General features: G+C 42.8%; 17 protein-coding genes. 8 read left to right on the top strand and 9 right to left on the bottom strand.

Annotated features, from left to right (window positions below; genetic code table 11):
- Nucleotides 1–51 precede the first annotated feature (51 nt).
- The 3 genes from HY58_RS03555 to HY58_RS03565 are packed head-to-tail and all read left to right on the top strand — an operon-like array spanning nucleotide 52 to nucleotide 2597.
- Nucleotides 52–1014 (top strand): DUF1080 domain-containing protein, encoded by a 963-nt coding sequence (locus tag HY58_RS03555; RefSeq protein WP_039129585.1) that lies wholly within the window; start codon nucleotides 52–54, stop codon nucleotides 1012–1014.
- 11 nt (nucleotides 1015–1025) lie between these two features.
- A complete protein-coding gene (rpiA, locus tag HY58_RS03560) occupies nucleotides 1026–1700 on the top strand; it encodes a ribose-5-phosphate isomerase RpiA (RefSeq protein WP_253271497.1) in 675 nt (224 codons plus the stop codon).
- A 3-nt stretch (nucleotides 1701–1703) separates the two neighbouring features.
- Nucleotides 1704–2597, top strand: coding sequence for an EamA family transporter (locus tag HY58_RS03565; protein WP_039128154.1), 894 nt, complete (start codon nucleotides 1704–1706; stop codon nucleotides 2595–2597).
- A gap of 1 nt (nucleotide 2598) precedes the next feature.
- Here the strand turns inward: HY58_RS03565 and HY58_RS03570 are convergent, their stop codons facing one another.
- Together HY58_RS03570 and HY58_RS03575 are read right to left on the bottom strand one after the other, a co-directional pair.
- Nucleotides 2599–5145: an ABC transporter permease gene (locus HY58_RS03570; RefSeq protein WP_039128159.1), complete on the bottom strand. Its 2547-nt coding sequence runs from the start codon at nucleotides 5143–5145 to the stop codon at nucleotides 2599–2601.
- A complete protein-coding gene (locus HY58_RS03575; protein ID WP_039128163.1) occupies nucleotides 5142–5849 on the bottom strand; it encodes an ABC transporter ATP-binding protein in 708 nt (235 codons plus the stop codon). The genes HY58_RS03570 and HY58_RS03575 overlap by 4 nt, the downstream gene beginning before the upstream one ends.
- Nucleotides 5850–5905: 56 nt before the next feature.
- Here HY58_RS03575 and HY58_RS03580 point away from each other — a divergent pair, with 56 nt between their 5' ends.
- The 3 genes from HY58_RS03580 to HY58_RS03590 are packed head-to-tail and all read left to right on the top strand — an operon-like array spanning nucleotide 5906 to nucleotide 7957.
- Nucleotides 5906–6589, top strand: coding sequence for an arylesterase (locus HY58_RS03580; protein ID WP_039128165.1), 684 nt, complete (start codon nucleotides 5906–5908; stop codon nucleotides 6587–6589).
- A 10-nt stretch (nucleotides 6590–6599) separates the two neighbouring features.
- Nucleotides 6600–7667 carry an NADH:flavin oxidoreductase/NADH oxidase gene (locus HY58_RS03585; RefSeq protein WP_039128167.1) on the top strand — a complete coding sequence of 356 codons (1068 nt, stop codon included), beginning with the start codon at nucleotides 6600–6602 and terminating at the stop codon, nucleotides 7665–7667.
- Between the two features lie 5 nt (nucleotides 7668–7672).
- Complete coding sequence (locus HY58_RS03590; protein WP_039128170.1) at nucleotides 7673–7957, top strand: hypothetical protein; 285 nt, start codon at nucleotides 7673–7675, stop codon at nucleotides 7955–7957.
- 7 nt (nucleotides 7958–7964) lie between these two features.
- Here the strand turns inward: HY58_RS03590 and HY58_RS03595 are convergent, their stop codons facing one another.
- Both HY58_RS03595 and proB read right to left on the bottom strand, forming a co-directional pair.
- A complete protein-coding gene (locus HY58_RS03595) occupies nucleotides 7965–9203 on the bottom strand; it encodes a glutamate-5-semialdehyde dehydrogenase (protein WP_039128174.1) in 1239 nt (412 codons plus the stop codon).
- An 11-nt stretch (nucleotides 9204–9214) separates the two neighbouring features.
- Nucleotides 9215–10249: a glutamate 5-kinase gene (gene proB / locus HY58_RS03600; protein ID WP_039128178.1), complete on the bottom strand. Its 1035-nt coding sequence runs from the start codon at nucleotides 10247–10249 to the stop codon at nucleotides 9215–9217.
- Between the two features lie 87 nt (nucleotides 10250–10336).
- On the opposite strand from proB, the gene HY58_RS03605 reads away from it, so the two are divergent.
- Nucleotides 10337–11332 (top strand): ABC transporter ATP-binding protein, encoded by a 996-nt coding sequence (locus HY58_RS03605; protein ID WP_039128181.1) that lies wholly within the window; start codon nucleotides 10337–10339, stop codon nucleotides 11330–11332.
- Here the strand turns inward: HY58_RS03605 and HY58_RS03610 are convergent.
- Complete coding sequence (locus HY58_RS03610; RefSeq protein ID WP_039128185.1) at nucleotides 11317–11517, bottom strand: hypothetical protein; 201 nt, start codon at nucleotides 11515–11517, stop codon at nucleotides 11317–11319. The two genes, HY58_RS03605 and HY58_RS03610, sit on opposite strands and share 16 nt — an antisense overlap.
- Before the next feature lie 83 nt (nucleotides 11518–11600).
- A complete protein-coding gene (locus HY58_RS03615) occupies nucleotides 11601–12779 on the bottom strand; it encodes a DUF1624 domain-containing protein (RefSeq protein WP_039128188.1) in 1179 nt (392 codons plus the stop codon).
- Nucleotides 12780–12965: 186 nt separating this feature from the next.
- Here HY58_RS03615 and HY58_RS03620 point away from each other — a divergent pair, with 186 nt between their 5' ends.
- Nucleotides 12966–13502, top strand: coding sequence for a hypothetical protein (locus HY58_RS03620; protein ID WP_156123561.1), 537 nt, complete (start codon nucleotides 12966–12968; stop codon nucleotides 13500–13502).
- Nucleotides 13503–13505: 3 nt separating this feature from the next.
- Here HY58_RS03620 and HY58_RS03625 read toward each other — a convergent pair whose 3' ends face one another.
- Genes HY58_RS03625 through HY58_RS03635 form a run of 3 tightly spaced genes read right to left on the bottom strand, consistent with a single transcriptional unit; the run spans nucleotide 13506 to nucleotide 15805 of the window.
- Nucleotides 13506–14282, bottom strand: a complete 777-nt coding sequence (locus HY58_RS03625; protein WP_039128194.1) for an MlaD family protein — start codon at nucleotides 14280–14282, stop codon at nucleotides 13506–13508.
- 8 nt (nucleotides 14283–14290) lie between these two features.
- Nucleotides 14291–15025 (bottom strand): ABC transporter ATP-binding protein, encoded by a 735-nt coding sequence (locus HY58_RS03630; RefSeq protein ID WP_039128197.1) that lies wholly within the window; start codon nucleotides 15023–15025, stop codon nucleotides 14291–14293.
- 3 nt (nucleotides 15026–15028) lie between these two features.
- Nucleotides 15029–15805 carry an ABC transporter permease gene (locus HY58_RS03635; protein WP_039128199.1) on the bottom strand — a complete coding sequence of 259 codons (777 nt, stop codon included), beginning with the start codon at nucleotides 15803–15805 and terminating at the stop codon, nucleotides 15029–15031.
- Nucleotides 15806–15816: the final 11 nt, after the last annotated feature.

A 15816-nucleotide genomic window follows, 5' to 3' on the forward strand; every position in this document is an offset into this window, starting at 1 on the left:
GCTGATAACCTGTCATTTCGCTTAATTTTAATATTCATTAATTGCCCCCATATGAGAAGGTTTCCGTTAGTACCAGCATTACTACTTTTAGTAGTTGCCTTGTTCACCAATTGTGCATCTCCTTTAGCCGCCAATACACCACCCGAACAGCAGCCAGCTCCTGGTATTGAAGGGCGTTGGGATATTACTATTTATGATGATGGGAAAGTTTATCCATCCTGGCTGGAAGTTTTCCATTCTGGAACCAAGAGGTTAATTGGTCATTATGTAGGTATTTCCGGCAGTGCAAGGCCCATTTCAAAGATCAATTTCAAGGATGGCAAGATGAGCTTTATCATTCCACCGCAGTGGGAAGAGGAAGACAATGACTTATCTTTTGAAGCAAGTTTGCAGGGCGATAGCCTGGCGGGCACTTTGGTTGCTGCCAATGGTAAATCCTATAAATGGAGTGGTCGCAGGGCACCTTCTCTCCATCGTGATAAAGACGTTGTTTGGGGTACACCCATGCAGCTTTTCAACGGAAAGAACCTGGATGGCTGGCGTGCCATGGGAGATAACCAGTGGGTAGTGGAGTCGGGTGTTTTGAAAAGTCCGCGTTCCGGTGCCAACCTGGTTACCGAAAAAACCTTCAATGATTTTAAGCTGCATGCCGAGTTCCGTTGCCCCAAGGGTAGCAACAGTGGCCTATATCTTCGCGGCCGGTATGAAGTGCAGATAGAAGACAGTAAGGGCAAGGATCCGCAGAAAGATCTGCTGGGTGCCGTATATGGTTTTATCAAACCAAGTGATATGCCGGCCAAAGATGCCGGTGAATGGCAGACCTATGATATAACCCTTGTTGGCAGGATGGTTACCATCGTTCTGAATGGCAAGCAGGTTGTTTGTAACCAGGAGATACCCGGTATTACAGGTGGCGCACTCGATAGCAGGGAAGGAGAACCCGGCCCTATCATGATCCAGGGTGATCATGGTCCTATTGAATTCCGCAAAATTACGATTACTCCCGGCCGTTAGTCCATCATAAAATGATCAACCCCAAACATAAAGCAGCCCAGGAAGCAGCATCCTATGTGAAGAGCGGGATGATCATTGGCGTGGGAACAGGATCTACTACTGCTTATTTTATCCAGGAACTTGTTAAGCTTTTCCAGCAGGGTATTGACTTTGCGACCATTCCTACTTCAAAGGCAACAGCAGTGATTCTGCAACAATTTGAATTGCCGGTATTATCCATGGAGGAGGTTTCTACTATTGATCTTACGGTAGATGGTGCCGATGAAATTGATAAGGAATTGCAACTGATCAAAGGTGGGGGCGGTGCATTGCTACAGGAGAAGATGGTGGCATTTGTTTCAAAGAAATATATAATCATTGCGGATGAATCTAAATGTGTTGAACAGTTAGGGCACTATCCGCTTCCGGTTGAGGTGATCCCATTTGGATACAAAGCGGTCAAGATGGTTATCGAAAACACCTATGGCATTAAAGTGGTAATGAGAATGAAAGATGGCCAGCCCTTTATTACTGACCATGGGCACTATATTCTGGATTGTCATTTTAAACGGATTGATGATGCACCTTCTTTGCATAGCCATCTGAATAATATAACGGGTGTTGTTGATAATGGCCTTTTCCTGAATATGGCCGATGCCGCAATTATTGGTCAATCTGATGGGAAGGTGTTTACTGTGTCAATCTAAACTGTGAAGCTTAAAATTTTCCTTGCATTTACGGCCATTTACCTGATATGGGGTTCTACTTACCTGGCCGCCTATTTTGGACTGGGTAGTATTCCGCCCTACCTCATGTCAGCATTGCGATTTACTACAGCAGGGATAATTTTATTGGGCTTGTCTATGTTTAAACGCTACCCCTTACCCACACGAAAGAACATTCTGGTTAATGGATTGGGTGGTATAATGATGCTGGTTGGGGGAAGTGGTTCCGTATTGTGGGCACAGCAATATATTCCATCCGGACTTGCAGCAATTCTTGTATCTGCCGTACCCATATGGTTCGTGATTCTGGATCGTAAACAATGGCCACTTTATTTTTCTAATAGGCTTATTATTCTGGGTGTATTGTTAGGTTTTGCTGGTATCATTCTCTTATTTGGCTCCAATGCCATAAATGCCACTCAAACAAAAGAGGGATATATGACAACCCTGGGAATATTAGTGATAATTGCCGGTACTATTATGTGGACTATCGGTTCGCTATATACGAAGTATAATTCACCCGACCAGGATGTAACCGTTAGTACGAGTATACAGTTACTTGCTGCGGGTATATTTTGTTTCTGTTTGAGTCCTTTCCTCGACTCCCTCACCAGTTTTTCATTTGAACAGATTTCCCTGAATGCATGGCTGGCACTATTTTATCTTACCATTTTCGGATCTGTTATAGGATATCTTTCCTATGTATTTCTTTTATCGGTGAGGCCAGCAGCACAGGTTGGAACACATGCCTATATTAACCCCGTTATCGCCGTGGTACTAGGGGTTATTTTTATAAAGGAAAACATATCGCTTATCCAAATGATTGCGCTTATTGTGATCCTGGCCAGCGTCGTAATTATTAATCGTAAGACAGCATAACTCAAATAATATCTGCCGTTTTTGGTGGCGCGTTCAAAATACTCCTGCTGTTAAATAAACCTATCATTACTGTGAGCGCAGATATGCTCAGGAAGATCAATAATGTGGGCAATACGGGAGGGGCAAAAACGGTCTTGAAACTGAACACGGCAAGAGCCCATCCCCCGGCTAATGCAAGCAAAATTCCTGTAATGGCAGCCAGTGCCCCCAGGAAGAAATATTCCAATGCAGTAATTGTAAGCACCTGCCTGCGACTGGCACCAAGAGTCCTTAATAGAACTGTTTCCTGTATCCGCTGGTACTTACTGATAAGGATGGATGCGATCAATACCACCAGTCCCGTTGCAATACTGAAGCCGCCAATGAACCTAATGACGAAGGCAATTTTTGAAAGTATATCATCCACCACGCTGAGGATAAGTCCGAGGTCTATCATTGATACTGTTGGATAAGCACTCACCACGGCACGCTGGAATGATGCAGATGATTCTTTTGATGGCACCCTGGTAATAAGTACATGAAATTTGGGAGCAGATTCAAGTACACCCTTTGGGAAGATAACCCTGAAATTGGTTTGCACGCGGTTCCAGTCCACTTTCCTCAGACTTCCCACAACAGTAGATACCAATGCTCCCTGCACATTGAATACAATAGTATCCCCAATCCCCACATGCAGGCGTTTAGCATAGCCATCTTCCATGGATATGCGAACATCTGTATCAGATGGTGCTACAGTTTGTAATTTGCCTTCCAGGAGCGTTTCAGTATCGGTTAAACTATCACGGTAGGTTGAACGCACTTCCCCTTCAAATGCCCAGCGTGGAAGGTCTAAAGTACTGTCCTGCCTTGCCATGGTAGCAGTAATACCATTTATCTCCTCAATACGCATGGTAACTATTGGAACTTCCTGGATAACAGGTAAGTTAAACTTCCGGGTAATGGCGGCAATCGGTTCCTTCTGTTCTGGCTGGATATCAAAGATCACCATGTTGGGTTGGTTTTCGCTTGATGAGAGCGCTACCTTATTAGTGAGCAGGTGTTGAACAAAAAACAGCAGGCAGATAAATGTTGTTCCAAGGCCTATGGCAACTACCAGTATCACTGTTTGGTTATGGGGACGGAAGAGATTCGCAAATCCCTGTCGCCACAAATAGCTCCATGATTCAGGAAAATACTTCCTGGTTACCCACATGATAAGCCATGCCATACCTGCAAGAATTCCAAAGGCGGCCAGCACACCAATGGTGAAAACAACGGCCTGCATCCAGTTATTCATCTGAAGCCAGCTAAAGCCAAGAACGAATGCGAGGATCAGCAGGTAAACCAGCCACTGCAAAGGATCGCGTAAAAACCTGTTCTTTGTTTCTGTTATCCGAAGTGTATTCAGCGGGGCTATATTTCTGATGGATGATAGTGGTAACAAGGAGAATAAAACCGAGATCAGTAATCCCACAAATATGCCTTGTGCAATTGCTTTCCAGGAGATCTGCATGGTGATATCAACCGGAAGGAAATCTTCCAATACTGCCGGTAACAAAAATTGAATGGCAGTTCCGGCAATTGCTCCCGCTATTGAACCAAGTAATCCCAGCAAGCTGACCTGTATCAGATAAATCAGGAACGCTTGTTTTCCTGTAGCACCGAGGCAGCGGAGCACTGCAATGGAGTTCAGTTTTTCCCTGATATAAATATGGATGGCACTTGCAACGCCGATACATCCAAGTAACAGTGCAATAAAACTGACCAGGTTCATGAAGGAGGTAAAATCTTCGAATGAATTGCCTGTATTGTTTTTTGCAGCTTCAACTGTATCAATATCAAATCCTGCATCTTCAATGCGGGGTTCAATTTTCTCTACGAGCGCATTTATATCAACAGGGTTATCGTATTTGAAATAATAGCTGTAGTTGATCCGACTGCCGCGCTGCGATAAACCTGTTGCCGCTAAATAACGTAAAGGGATAAATATTCCCGGGGCTACAGCTGCAGAGAATCCGGTTTTACCTGGTACCTTATCAATCTCGCCTGCAATGGTAAATGTTAGTTCACCGATCTTTATTGAATCCCCCAGTTTCGCCTGGTATTGAAGCATAAGGGTTTTATCAACCAGGGCCTGTTGCGCTGCCTGGTATGTTTTAGCTGCATTTACCGGGTTGGTTCGAATGCTTCCATAAAAAGGATAATTACCTTCTACGGCCCTTATCTGTACCAGTCTTGTTCCTCCTGTGCGAAGGAAATAGACCATCGATGCAAAACTTTGCTCTGTAGCTTTCTGGTCGCCGATAGAATCGAGTAATGGTTGCAAAGCATCTCCCGCAGGTATATTGGCTTCAATCACAAGGTCGGCTCCCAGCAATTCTTTTGCCTGTTTGTCGATATCCCCCTGTACTGTATATCGCAATGAATAAATAGCAACCAGCGCTGCAATACCTAGTATGATGGAGGAAATAAAAAGTAGCAACCTTGATCGGCTCCTTCTGCTATCGTGCCATGCCATGCGGAAGAGCCAGGCAAAATTCAATCGTCCTTTGTTACTGTACTGGCTCATAAGGTAAGATCATTGTTGATGAAAGTTTCCTGGTCAGAAATGATGGAACCTCCCTTCAGTTTAATGATGCGACCCGTGCGTGCCGCCAGTTCCAGGTCATGAGTAACGATTATAAGTGTAGTGCCCGCTTCCTGGTTGAGATCAAATAATAAACGGATGATCTTCTCACTTGTTTCTGCATCAAGATTGCCCGTGGGTTCGTCGGCAAACAATATTTTTGGTTGTGTTGAAAAGGCCCTGGCTATGGATACCCGCTGTTGTTCACCGCCCGATAATTGGGAAGGGTAGTGCTGCACCCTTTCTTTGAGACCAACTTTATCTAAGAGGGCAAGCGCCCTGCTGCGGATATTTTTTTCTCCTCTCAGTTCCAATGGAACCATAACATTTTCAAGTGCAGTGAGGGTTGGTAACAGCTGGAAATTCTGGAAGATAAATCCAACATACTGGTTCCTGATCCTTGCAAGCTCATCTTCCGAAAGGTTATTAAGGAGAATATTATTGAGGTGAACTGTCCCTTCACTGCTGCGATCAAGTCCCGCACATAATCCAAGTAAAGTTGATTTTCCACTGCCTGATGGCCCTACAATTGCCATGGTGGCACCAGCCTCTACGGAGAAGTTAACATCTTTTAATACAGTGGTCGATCTTCCCGCCCCTTCATATGTTTTACTTAAATGTGCTGTTTCGAGTATTGTTTCGGCCATAAACATCCTTATTCTTTAATAATATTGCGCTAATTTATCATTTAATACAACAGTTGATGACGAGAACATTGTTAATATACCTGCTATCTCTCCTGATTGTTTCAGGTATAGGCGCCTGTGGTAGTTCTGCAGACAAGTCCCCCGATGATAACCAGCAAGCAACCGAAAAAGTTGCTGAGCCGGTTGATTCATTAAAGACCATTCTCTTTTTTGGTAATAGTCTCACGGCTGGGTACGGGCTTGATCCCGTGGAAGCCTTCCCTGCACTGATCCAATTAAAAATTGATTCACTTAAGCTGCCTTATAAAGTGATCAACGGTGGATTAAGTGGTGAAACCACATCGGGTGGTAAAACCAGAATTGATTGGTTATTGCGTCAGAAGATCGATGTATTTATTCTTGAGCTGGGTGCTAATGATGGACTTCGTGGTATCCCTGTAAAAGAAACCAAACAGAACCTGCAGGCTATCATTGACCAGGTGAAATCAAAATATCCTGAAGTGAAACTGGTGCTTGCGGGTATGCATGTTCCGCCTAATATGGGCGCAGCTTATGCCAAAGAGTTCCATGCTATATATTCAGATATCGCCAAAAAGAATGAAATGACCCTGATACCGTTTCTTTTAGAAGGCGTTGGGGGTAATCCTGAATTGAACCAGGGAGACGGCATACATCCAACGGCAGAGGGGCATAAGATAGTAGCCGATGAAGTTTGGAAATATCTCCAACCGATACTTTAATATATAGAACATGTCTTCATTATTTTCTCCTTTAACCATCAGAAGTCTAACACTCCGCAACAGGGTAGTGGTATCACCTATGTGCCAGTATTCAGCAAAGGATGGATTCGCCAATGACTGGCACCTCGTGCATCTTGGTGCTATGGCAGTTGGGGGCGCTGCACTTGTTTTCGTGGAGGCTACCGGTGTATCACCCGAAGGCAGAATTACCCCGGGTTGTTTGGGTATCTGGCATGATGAACATATTAATATGCTGAAACGTATCGCAGTTTTTATTGAGCAACAGGGAGCAATACCTGGTATTCAACTGGCGCATGCGGGCAGAAAAGCATCTCATGATTTACCCTGGAAAGGTGCTGCCCAATTAAAGGAAGAGGAAGGCGGATGGACAACAGTAGCGCCAAGTGCTATCGCATTCAGTGAGGGCGAACTGCCACCCATTGCCTTAGATAATGCAGGTATACTAAAAGTGGTAGAGGATTTTAGCAAGGCCACTCAAAGGGCGCTGGATGCCGGATTTAAAATTGTCGAAATCCATGCTGCACATGGATATTTATTGAATGAGTTCCTTTCTCCTTTGAGTAATCAAAGAACCGATGAGTATGGTGGATCTTTTGATAACCGTATTCGCTTATTGCTAAAGGTTATAGAAGCTGTGCAGAAGGTTTGGCCGAAATCACTTCCATTGTTCGTCAGGATCTCCGCAACTGATTGGGTAGAAGGTGGCTGGACGATCAACGATTCTGTTAAGCTGGGCACGATCCTTAAAGAGAAAGGTGTTGATCTGATAGATTGTTCTTCGGGTGGAAATGATGCCAGTGCAAGAATTCCCCTGCAACCAGGCTACCAGGTACGTTTTGCAGAAGCCGTGCGTGAAACAGGTATCATGACGGGGGCGGTTGGATTGATCACTGAAGCAAAGCAGGCTGAATCAATAATCAGGGAAGGTAAGGCTGATCTTGTTTTCCTTGCAAGGGAGATGTTGCGCAATCCGCATTTCGCGTACTATGCGGCAAATGAATTAGACGCAGAGCACCTATGGCCAAACCAGTACTTAAGAGCAAGGTTTAAAAAATAATTACTATGGACCTTATGCAGTTTCTTACAACTATCCAGGATAATCAGATGCCGGAAGGAATTTCTGTTTATCTGCAATCACTTTGGTATGCAGGTAATGATAATTGGGAGAAGGCACACGAGCTTATACAGGACCTGCCGGGAAAGGATGCTGCCATATTGCATGCCTACCTTCACCGCGTGGAGGGTGATCAATGGAATGCTGGCTATTGGTATGATAAGGCAGGCGAAAAAATGCCTGATTATTCCACAAAGAAAGAATGGGAATTATTGGTGAATAGATATTTGTGATTGATAATTATCTTATTTGTCCGCTACCACGAACGATCCATTTTTCTGTAACAAGTTTTTCTAATGCAAAAGGTCCGCGGGCATGTAGCTTCTGTGTGGAAATGCCAATTTCCGCTCCAAGTTCAAACACCTCTCCATCCGTAAATCGGGTGGATGCATTTGAGTATACAACTGCAGAATCTACATTTCTGATAAAATATTCGCAGGCTTTTTTGTCTTCCGATAAAATAGATTCAGAATGTTTAGTAGAGTAGGTTGCAATATGATCTAGTGCTTCTTCAATACCATCCACAACCTTTATGGCACATTTGAGGCTTAGGAACTCGCGGGCATAATCTGCTGAAGTGGCTGGTGAAAGAAAAGGATATCCTTTCAAAAAAACAGCCTCTGGCTTACCCGCAAAAATCTCCACTTCTTTTGCAGCAAAAAGGGGAGCAAGTTTCTTCAAAAATGCAGAGGCAATTTTTTTATCTACCAATATAGTATCAACAGCATTGCATACAGACGGTCTGGAGGTTTTCGCATTTACCACTATCTCTAAAGCCTTGCTAAGATTTGCTTTTGATTCTACATATATATGGCAAACACCTGCTCCTGTTTCAATTACAGGTACCAGGGAATGTTTTCTAACGTACCTTATAAGGCCATCAGATCCTCTTGGAATAAGCACGTCAAGATATTTGGTTGCCGTAAACATTTCTTCAACTACCTCTCTTTCCGGTGGAAGCAGGGTGACGAGGTCAATATCCATATCAAAACTGCGCAACACTTTTTTTATCAGCGTAACAGCGGCTTTATTGGTATGATCTGCTTCATTGCTTCCTTTCAGTACACATGCATTTCTGCTTCGCAGGCAAAGGGCTGCAATATCAAAAGTTACATTAGGCCTCGATTCATATATAGCACCAACAACACCCAGGGGCACCGCTATTTTTTCCAGTTTAAGTCCGTTGTGCAAAGTCTTTTTTTCCAATATTTTTCCTGATGGATCTGGCAGTTTTGCAATATTCCGGATACTGGCGGCAATAGCACGAATTCTTTTTTCATCCAGCATAAGGCGATCTATCCTGGGATTATCCGGTGATTGTTTAGCAAGATCTTTTGCATTTGCTTTTAATATTGCCGGGATTGAATTATTCAGTTCATCTGCCACCGAGCGTAACAATTTCCTTAGCTGGCTATCAGGCACTGACAGCAGACTGCCAGAAGCATTGTGCGTCTTTTTTATATTTCCTAAAACAGTCATTCTTCTTTTTGTTAGAATAATACAATATCATCTGCATGCGCTGCGATCACATTCTTTTCTTTTAGTTGATCATTGATGCTGGAGGCTTCCAGCCGGGTTTTCGCAACACCCAGGATCTCCCCGGTTTCATCCATGATCTGTATCACCTCACCCGCTACGAATTTTCCTTCAGCTTTTGTTATGCCAATGGTTAAAAGACTTTTCCTTCCCTGTAGAGCCCTCGCAGCACCTTTATCTACATGGATGGTTCCCAGTGTTACTGAACCACTTGCAAGCCATTTCTGCCTCGCCCGTAGGTTGGATTTTTTTGCCAGGAAATAGGAGCCATTATCACCCTCAAGCGCATCCGAAATAGGGTGCCGTCCCTTCAACCCACAGATCATAACATTGATGCCCAGGGAAGTTGCTAAACGGGTAAAGGTCAGTTTAGACAACATGCCGCCAAGTCCCGGGCCACTGGTATCTGTTCGAACATACTGTAACACTGACGCATCAACTTTTTCTATCCGTGTAATGATATTTTTCTTGTCATCCAATAAGCCACCTGCAGAAGTACAGAGCACGAGGTTACTGGCATCAAAACCAATTGCAATAAGCGTTGCGAGTTCGTCATTGTCCGAAAACTTGATCTCCACATTACTAACAAGATCATTTTCATTTACAACCGGGATAATTTTATTATCCCAGAAAGTGGCAAAGGTTTCACGGAGTTGCAGAAACTGTTTCCTGCTCGAGAAATGCACCCTTTCACAAAGTGCCTGTGCCACCGTAATACCATGGACACTAAAATACTTATGATACATTTGAATAAGTATCGGGTTGCCTACTGCCGCGGCAGCTTTTCGCTCCGATAATGTTCCTTTATAATTGTGCAGAAATTTCCTGCCACTACCTACCGCACCACTGGAAACCAGTACAATATTGAATTGCTGGCTTAGTGCTGCAATTTCCGCAGCCACTTTTTTGATAACTGAAGTATCGATATTTCCTTCCTGGTTAGTTATTACGGCAGTCCCTAATTTAATAACTAAGACTTCCCTTAACATTGCTTGCTTGCTAGTTTGTATGCAAGATAATGTAATAAATAAACTACACCATGGGGGTTCTGCCCCCGATGCTTTGTAAATTGCATCATGTTACAGGTGTTTGGTATCAGTAAGAAAGATCAGGATATATTCATCTTAAAGGATATTGAGTTTTCGGTTCCGGGCAACCGGAAGTTGGCCCTTGCAGGTGAAACCGGTTCAGGTAAGAGCACACTAATGAAGATAATTGCCGGACTGATACAACCCGATGAGGGTAGCGTATTCTTCCATGATAAAAAAGTGGAGGGCCCATTGGAGAGATTGATACCTGGCCATCCGCAGATTGCTTATCTCTCCCAACATTTTGAACTACGAAACAATTACCGGGTTGAAGAGATACTCGAGATTGCCAGTAAACTCGACCCACCACATGCCCGGAAAATATTTGAGATTTGCCAGGTAGAACATTTGCTCAAACGTAAAACTGACAAGGTTTCGGGAGGTGAGCGTCAACGTATAGCGATGGCAAGAGCCCTCGTCACCTCTCCTGATCTATTGCTGCTGGATGAACCATACTCTAATCTTGATACGATCCATAAGCAGGTTATGAAATCAGTTGTGGAAGATATCGGAGATCACTTGGGTGTTTCCTGTATACTGGTTTCACATGATGCTACCGATACTTTATCATGGGCCGATGAAATCATGGTTATGCATGATGGCAGTATCATCCAGCGGGCTGATCCCGAAACAATTTATCATCACCCTGCCAATGCTTATGTGGCTGCACTCTTTGGTAAATTCAATGTCCTGAATACTGAAACAGCAACAGCATTTGGATTTAATAATGGGTTATCACAAGATGATGTTTTTTCAATCTTACGACCCGGGCAGTTCAGTTTGAATCAAGGCACTAGTAATGATGTAAAGGGGGAAATAAAAAAGGTGTCCTTTTTGGGAGACACCTATGAGTTGGATATCCAGCTTGAATCTCAATCCATTGTGTTGAAAACAGCTCTTAACGGTTTCATCAAAGGAGATACCGTTACTGTTTCCCTAAACCGGGAATCTATTGGATGCCCTGATTCTCAGGATGGAGTGTAGGCAGATCTTTTTATTGATCTGAGTACAAAATGTAAACTGATCAGCGATGCGCCAAACAGGTAGAGATACATTTTTTGATCAAGCGGGTGATTGTTACCGAAATAAGTGAGCGCCACAAGAGTGGTGCCCCAGATGAACAGCGCATTCTTAATGGCTGATAACAACAGGGTACGTAGGGTTACCATGACGGATTTTTTTTGTCTCCCTTATTAACAAAATACCTTATTTATTATTGTGCAATTGATTTGGTTTTCGATGAAAGGGATGTTTATATATACTTCAGCCACCAGTAAGCATTCCTGGCTTTATAGCGTCCAAACCATTGGCTGGGCTTATATAAAAGAAGTACAATAACTATCCACAGCACATAAACGATCCATAGGTCATAGCCGAAATTCAGGGGGCGGAAGTAAAACGGAAGTCCGGGACTGCTGATATCTTTTACTCCATAACCTGAACTAAAGAAGAGTATAATTAGGAACAGATGGATAAGATAGAAATGTAAAATATAATAGAAAAAGGGAACCTTTCCATACACACTCACAAAACGGCTCCACGCGGTATTTGTTTTTTCCCAGATAGATAGTAAAATTAATGATGGTCCCAGGGTCATACAGAGATACATTAATGACGGTGGGTATTTACTGGTATTTAGAAACGAGAAAAGGTCATGTGGAAAGCTGCCATTTGTTAGTCGGGGAGAGGGGTCGCCATACCCATTGATAAAGCGCAGCAGGATAAATGCTATTGTCATCACCGATCCTGTTATTAATAGATTTTTTCTTCTTCTGCTGGCAGAATAGCCTGCATTGTACCAATACCCCAATGCATAACCGATAAACATTGCTGCCGTCCATGGTAATATAGCATAAAGTACCAGGATGATATGGGAAGATGATATCGGAATGGCAGATCCAAATGCGCGGAAGAAAATATTCCATATTGCTGAGGAAACACCTGATGCAGGTGCTGCTACATAATCAAGTGTGTTATGGCCAATCAGCAGAATGATGCCTGAAAATAAAACAGCTCTGAATGATATTCTGCTGATTATGGAAAGCAGGATCATGCTGAAACCAATTGCCCAGATCACCTGCAGAATTATAATATTAAAGAAAGGATTGAAGGTAATGCCGAAAGTAACAAGCGTGATCTCGGCAATAATGAGCCAGAGGCCCCTTTTGAACATGGAGGCACTGGCTTCTGCCCTGGTTTTATTTTGGGATGATATATAGATGGATATGCCTGATAGCATAACAAAAACCGGTGCGCAGAAATGCGTGATCCATCTTGTGAAGAAAAGGGGATAAGTAGTTGATGCAGGCGCCAGGGGATCTGCTGTCATAGCCGAATGATGAAAGAAATCCCTTGTATGGTCGAGGGCCATAATTATCATAACGATACCCCTAAGAATGTCGATTGATTGTATCCTCTTAGATTTTTCCATGTATTAATGAAGTAGTATAAAACTAAATAAATATAAAAATAGATTTCAAACCACATTTAATGTCACCTAGGAACAACGTGACCTGGTCATATGTTCGAACGTCCACCTAACATGTGTCAGACACTTAATCTCCCAAGCCTTGCAGTTAGCGAAAGAATTTATTATATTGATTCCCAAATCTTAACCATGAATCGTTTTCTATTCCTGCCAGTACTTTTCTCTATCATGTTTTTTTCATGCTCTAAAAGCAGTGATAGTTCCAATCCTGAATATTATTTCAATGCAACTGTCAATGGTCAAAAGGTAACATTTAATACCAATGCATTTGCGCAATGGGAGATTAATGGAGATTTTGCTGCTCTTATGGCCGGAGGTTATGAGAATAATTCCCAGGATTCAAGAACTGCAGGATTTGTAATTATCAATCTTCCTTCAAAAAAACAAATCACAGCTGGTGCCTATAATGATTCAGGAGATGAATTCGAAGTAATTGGTAGTTATAATATTCCAGCACAGGAGAAGGACTATCAATCCGGGACAACATTATCTGCAGAAGCTGAAAGGATGGGAATGAACCTGCCAAATAAACTTGAGCTGATCATTACCTCGGTATCTGACAATATTATTCAGGGAAATTTCAGCGGTGATTTTTACCTTGAAGCAGATCCTATGGCTGAAAAAGTGACTATTACGAATGGCAGCTTCAGGCTAAAGGTTCTTTAATAATTAATCCTTTTTCTTATTATCAGGTTCGGCTTCTTTCTGCGCCTCCTTTTGTTGTTCCTTAGCATTGGCTATGGAATCCTTTATACGCTGTCTTTCTTTTCTTTTGAAATGACCTCTCAATAAGAAAGACCCCTGTGCCGCTTCCAATGTCTCATTGGCGGTGCTGGCTGTTTTTTTGATTGTGCCAACAGTTTGTTTTGTCTGGTCAATAGCACCTTCCAGTTTAACTGCCAGTTTATCATCATTCAATAAACGGCCCAGACTTCCTTCGCCGTCATCAATTCTTCCCACAATATTGGCAAGCCCATCGGTAAGATCTGCTGCATTCTCCGAAATCAGACTAATATTATTCATAACCTTATCCATATCCATTGGATTAACCGATTGTATCACCGCACCATCTTTAACAGGAACTGTGGCTGAATCACCAGGTGATATCATAATGAGTTTATCGCCCATTAATCCATCTGATCCAATGCTGGCAACTGCATCAGCTTTGATATAAGGCTGCATTTCTTTTTCGAGGGTTAACATCAGCCGAACGGTCGTGTCATTAATGATCCTGATCTGGTCAACTGTTCCGATATTGATTCCCGCAAACCTTACATAATTACCTTCTCTTGTTCCGGCAATATTCTTGAAGTCGGCAAATACATTTATTTTATTTCCGAACAGGTTTTGTTGTTTCCCAATTAGAAAAATTAACACCAGCAGCAGGCCCAGGCTAACTGCAACGAATGTTCCTGTTTTTATTTTTTGTTCTGTAGATATTTTCATGCACTTAATTATTTAAAAAATGATCTTATAAATTCATCATCTGAATGGTAGAGTTCATCATAAGTTCCTTCAGCAATGATCTCTCCTTCATTCAAAACCAGGATCCGGTCGGCAGTCAGTTCAGCACAGGGGATATCATGGGTGATGATCAATGATGTGGTCTTATATCTTTTCTGCATTTCTAACATCAGGTAACTGATCTCTTTGGAGGTGATTGTATCCAAACCGGTTGTGGGCTCATCATACAACATTATTTCGGGCCTAACTATTAGTGTACGAGCCAGTCCAAGCCTTTTGCGCATTCCCCCACTAAGGTCAGAAGGCATCTTATCAATAGCATCTGCTAATCCAACCGCTTCTAGCACTTCAAGAGAGCGTTCCCTTATCTCTTTTCTGTCTTTTATTTTCAAAACCTTCTTAAGGGGAAAAGCAAGATTCTCCCTTACCGTCATACTATCGTAAAGCGCAGCTCCCTGGAATAGAAATCCGAGTTTGCTTCTTAGCCCCTTTAGTTCCTGATCATCCATCTCTTTTACCTCCCTGCCAAACACTAGGCAGTCGCCTTCATCCTGGTCGAGCAGTCCGGCTATGCATTTTATGGTTACTGATTTGCCTTGCCCGGATTTTCCCAGCACTACCACATTCTCTCCTTTCCTGACGGTTAAGTTGATATTCTTTAATACCTCCTTACCGTTGAAACTTTTTTTGAGTCCTTTTATTTCTATGATCGCTTCCTGGTTCATGGCTTAGGAGTATATTAATGAGTTGGTGACCTGTACCACTATGGCATCAATTACTATTATCCAGATTGATGCTGTAACAACTGATGAATTTGCTGCCAGTCCTACGCTCTCTGTTCCTTTATTAGAATTAAATCCTATAAAGCATCCCACAAAACCAATACTAAAACCGAACATGATTGATTTGATAAATGCGGGGAAAACATCAGAAAAAGCAAGACTTGAAATGGCCTTGGTAAAATATAATTTGATGGTCATATCGCCGGAGAGCGCAGCGGCGGTAAATCCGCCTACCAATGCCATTGCATCAGCAAAAATGGTAAGTAGCGGAATCATTAATGTGCAGGCAAGTATTCGTGGCACCACAAGAAAGCTAACAGGATTTGCACCGGATACTTCCATGGCATCAATTTGCTCGGTTACATTCATGCTTCCGAGTTCTGCACCAATACTGGAGGCGATCTTTCCAGCACAAATAAGGGCAATGATCACCGGACCTATCTCCCGAATGATAGAAACGGATACCATACTCGGTATATAACTCTCTGCTCCGAATTCTTTTAGTGTAGGCTGGGATTGAAGTGTTAAAACTATACCGAGAATAAAACCTGTTAAGGCGCAAATACCTATAGACCGGAAACCGATGGTATATGACTGGCGGGCGAATTCTTCAAATTCGAACTCTTCTCGTAGGAGATTCCTGAAAAAGGATCGAAGGAAGATTCCCTGTTCGCCCATGGCAATTAGGGTATTCCTGAAATTTAGGTGTTGGGTTAATGACATTATTTGGCCTG

Source organism: Flavihumibacter sp. ZG627, from assembly GCF_000814325.1.
GTDB lineage: Bacteria > Bacteroidota > Bacteroidia > Chitinophagales > Chitinophagaceae > Flavihumibacter.

Bases quoted from the DNA above. Each gene is read 5' to 3' on its own strand.
- HY58_RS03620 (WP_156123561.1), top strand. From the start codon at position 12,966: ATGAATCGTTTTCTATTCCTGCCAGTACTTTTCTCTATCATGTTTTTT.
- HY58_RS03570 (WP_039128159.1), bottom strand. From the start codon at position 5,145: ATGAGCCAGTACAGTAACAAAGGACGATTGAATTTTGCCTGGCTCTTC.
- rpiA (WP_253271497.1), top strand. From the start codon at position 1,026: ATGATCAACCCCAAACATAAAGCAGCCCAGGAAGCAGCATCCTATGTG.
- proB (WP_039128178.1), bottom strand. From the start codon at position 10,249: ATGTTAAGGGAAGTCTTAGTTATTAAATTAGGGACTGCCGTAATAACT.
- HY58_RS03610 (WP_039128185.1), bottom strand. From the start codon at position 11,517: ATGGTAACCCTACGTACCCTGTTGTTATCAGCCATTAAGAATGCGCTG.
- HY58_RS03630 (WP_039128197.1), bottom strand. From the start codon at position 15,025: ATGAACCAGGAAGCGATCATAGAAATAAAAGGACTCAAAAAAAGTTTC.
- HY58_RS03615 (WP_039128188.1), bottom strand. From the start codon at position 12,779: ATGGAAAAATCTAAGAGGATACAATCAATCGACATTCTTAGGGGTATC.
- HY58_RS03595 (WP_039128174.1), bottom strand. From the start codon at position 9,203: ATGACTGTTTTAGGAAATATAAAAAAGACGCACAATGCTTCTGGCAGT.
- HY58_RS03605 (WP_039128181.1), top strand. From the start codon at position 10,337: ATGTTACAGGTGTTTGGTATCAGTAAGAAAGATCAGGATATATTCATC.
- HY58_RS03555 (WP_039129585.1), top strand. From the start codon at position 52: ATGAGAAGGTTTCCGTTAGTACCAGCATTACTACTTTTAGTAGTTGCC.
- HY58_RS03575 (WP_039128163.1), bottom strand. From the start codon at position 5,849: ATGGCCGAAACAATACTCGAAACAGCACATTTAAGTAAAACATATGAA.
- HY58_RS03635 (WP_039128199.1), bottom strand. From the start codon at position 15,805: ATGTCATTAACCCAACACCTAAATTTCAGGAATACCCTAATTGCCATG.
- HY58_RS03580 (WP_039128165.1), top strand. From the start codon at position 5,906: ATGACGAGAACATTGTTAATATACCTGCTATCTCTCCTGATTGTTTCA.
- HY58_RS03625 (WP_039128194.1), bottom strand. From the start codon at position 14,282: ATGAAAATATCTACAGAACAAAAAATAAAAACAGGAACATTCGTTGCA.
- HY58_RS03590 (WP_039128170.1), top strand. From the start codon at position 7,673: ATGGACCTTATGCAGTTTCTTACAACTATCCAGGATAATCAGATGCCG.
- HY58_RS03585 (WP_039128167.1), top strand. From the start codon at position 6,600: ATGTCTTCATTATTTTCTCCTTTAACCATCAGAAGTCTAACACTCCGC.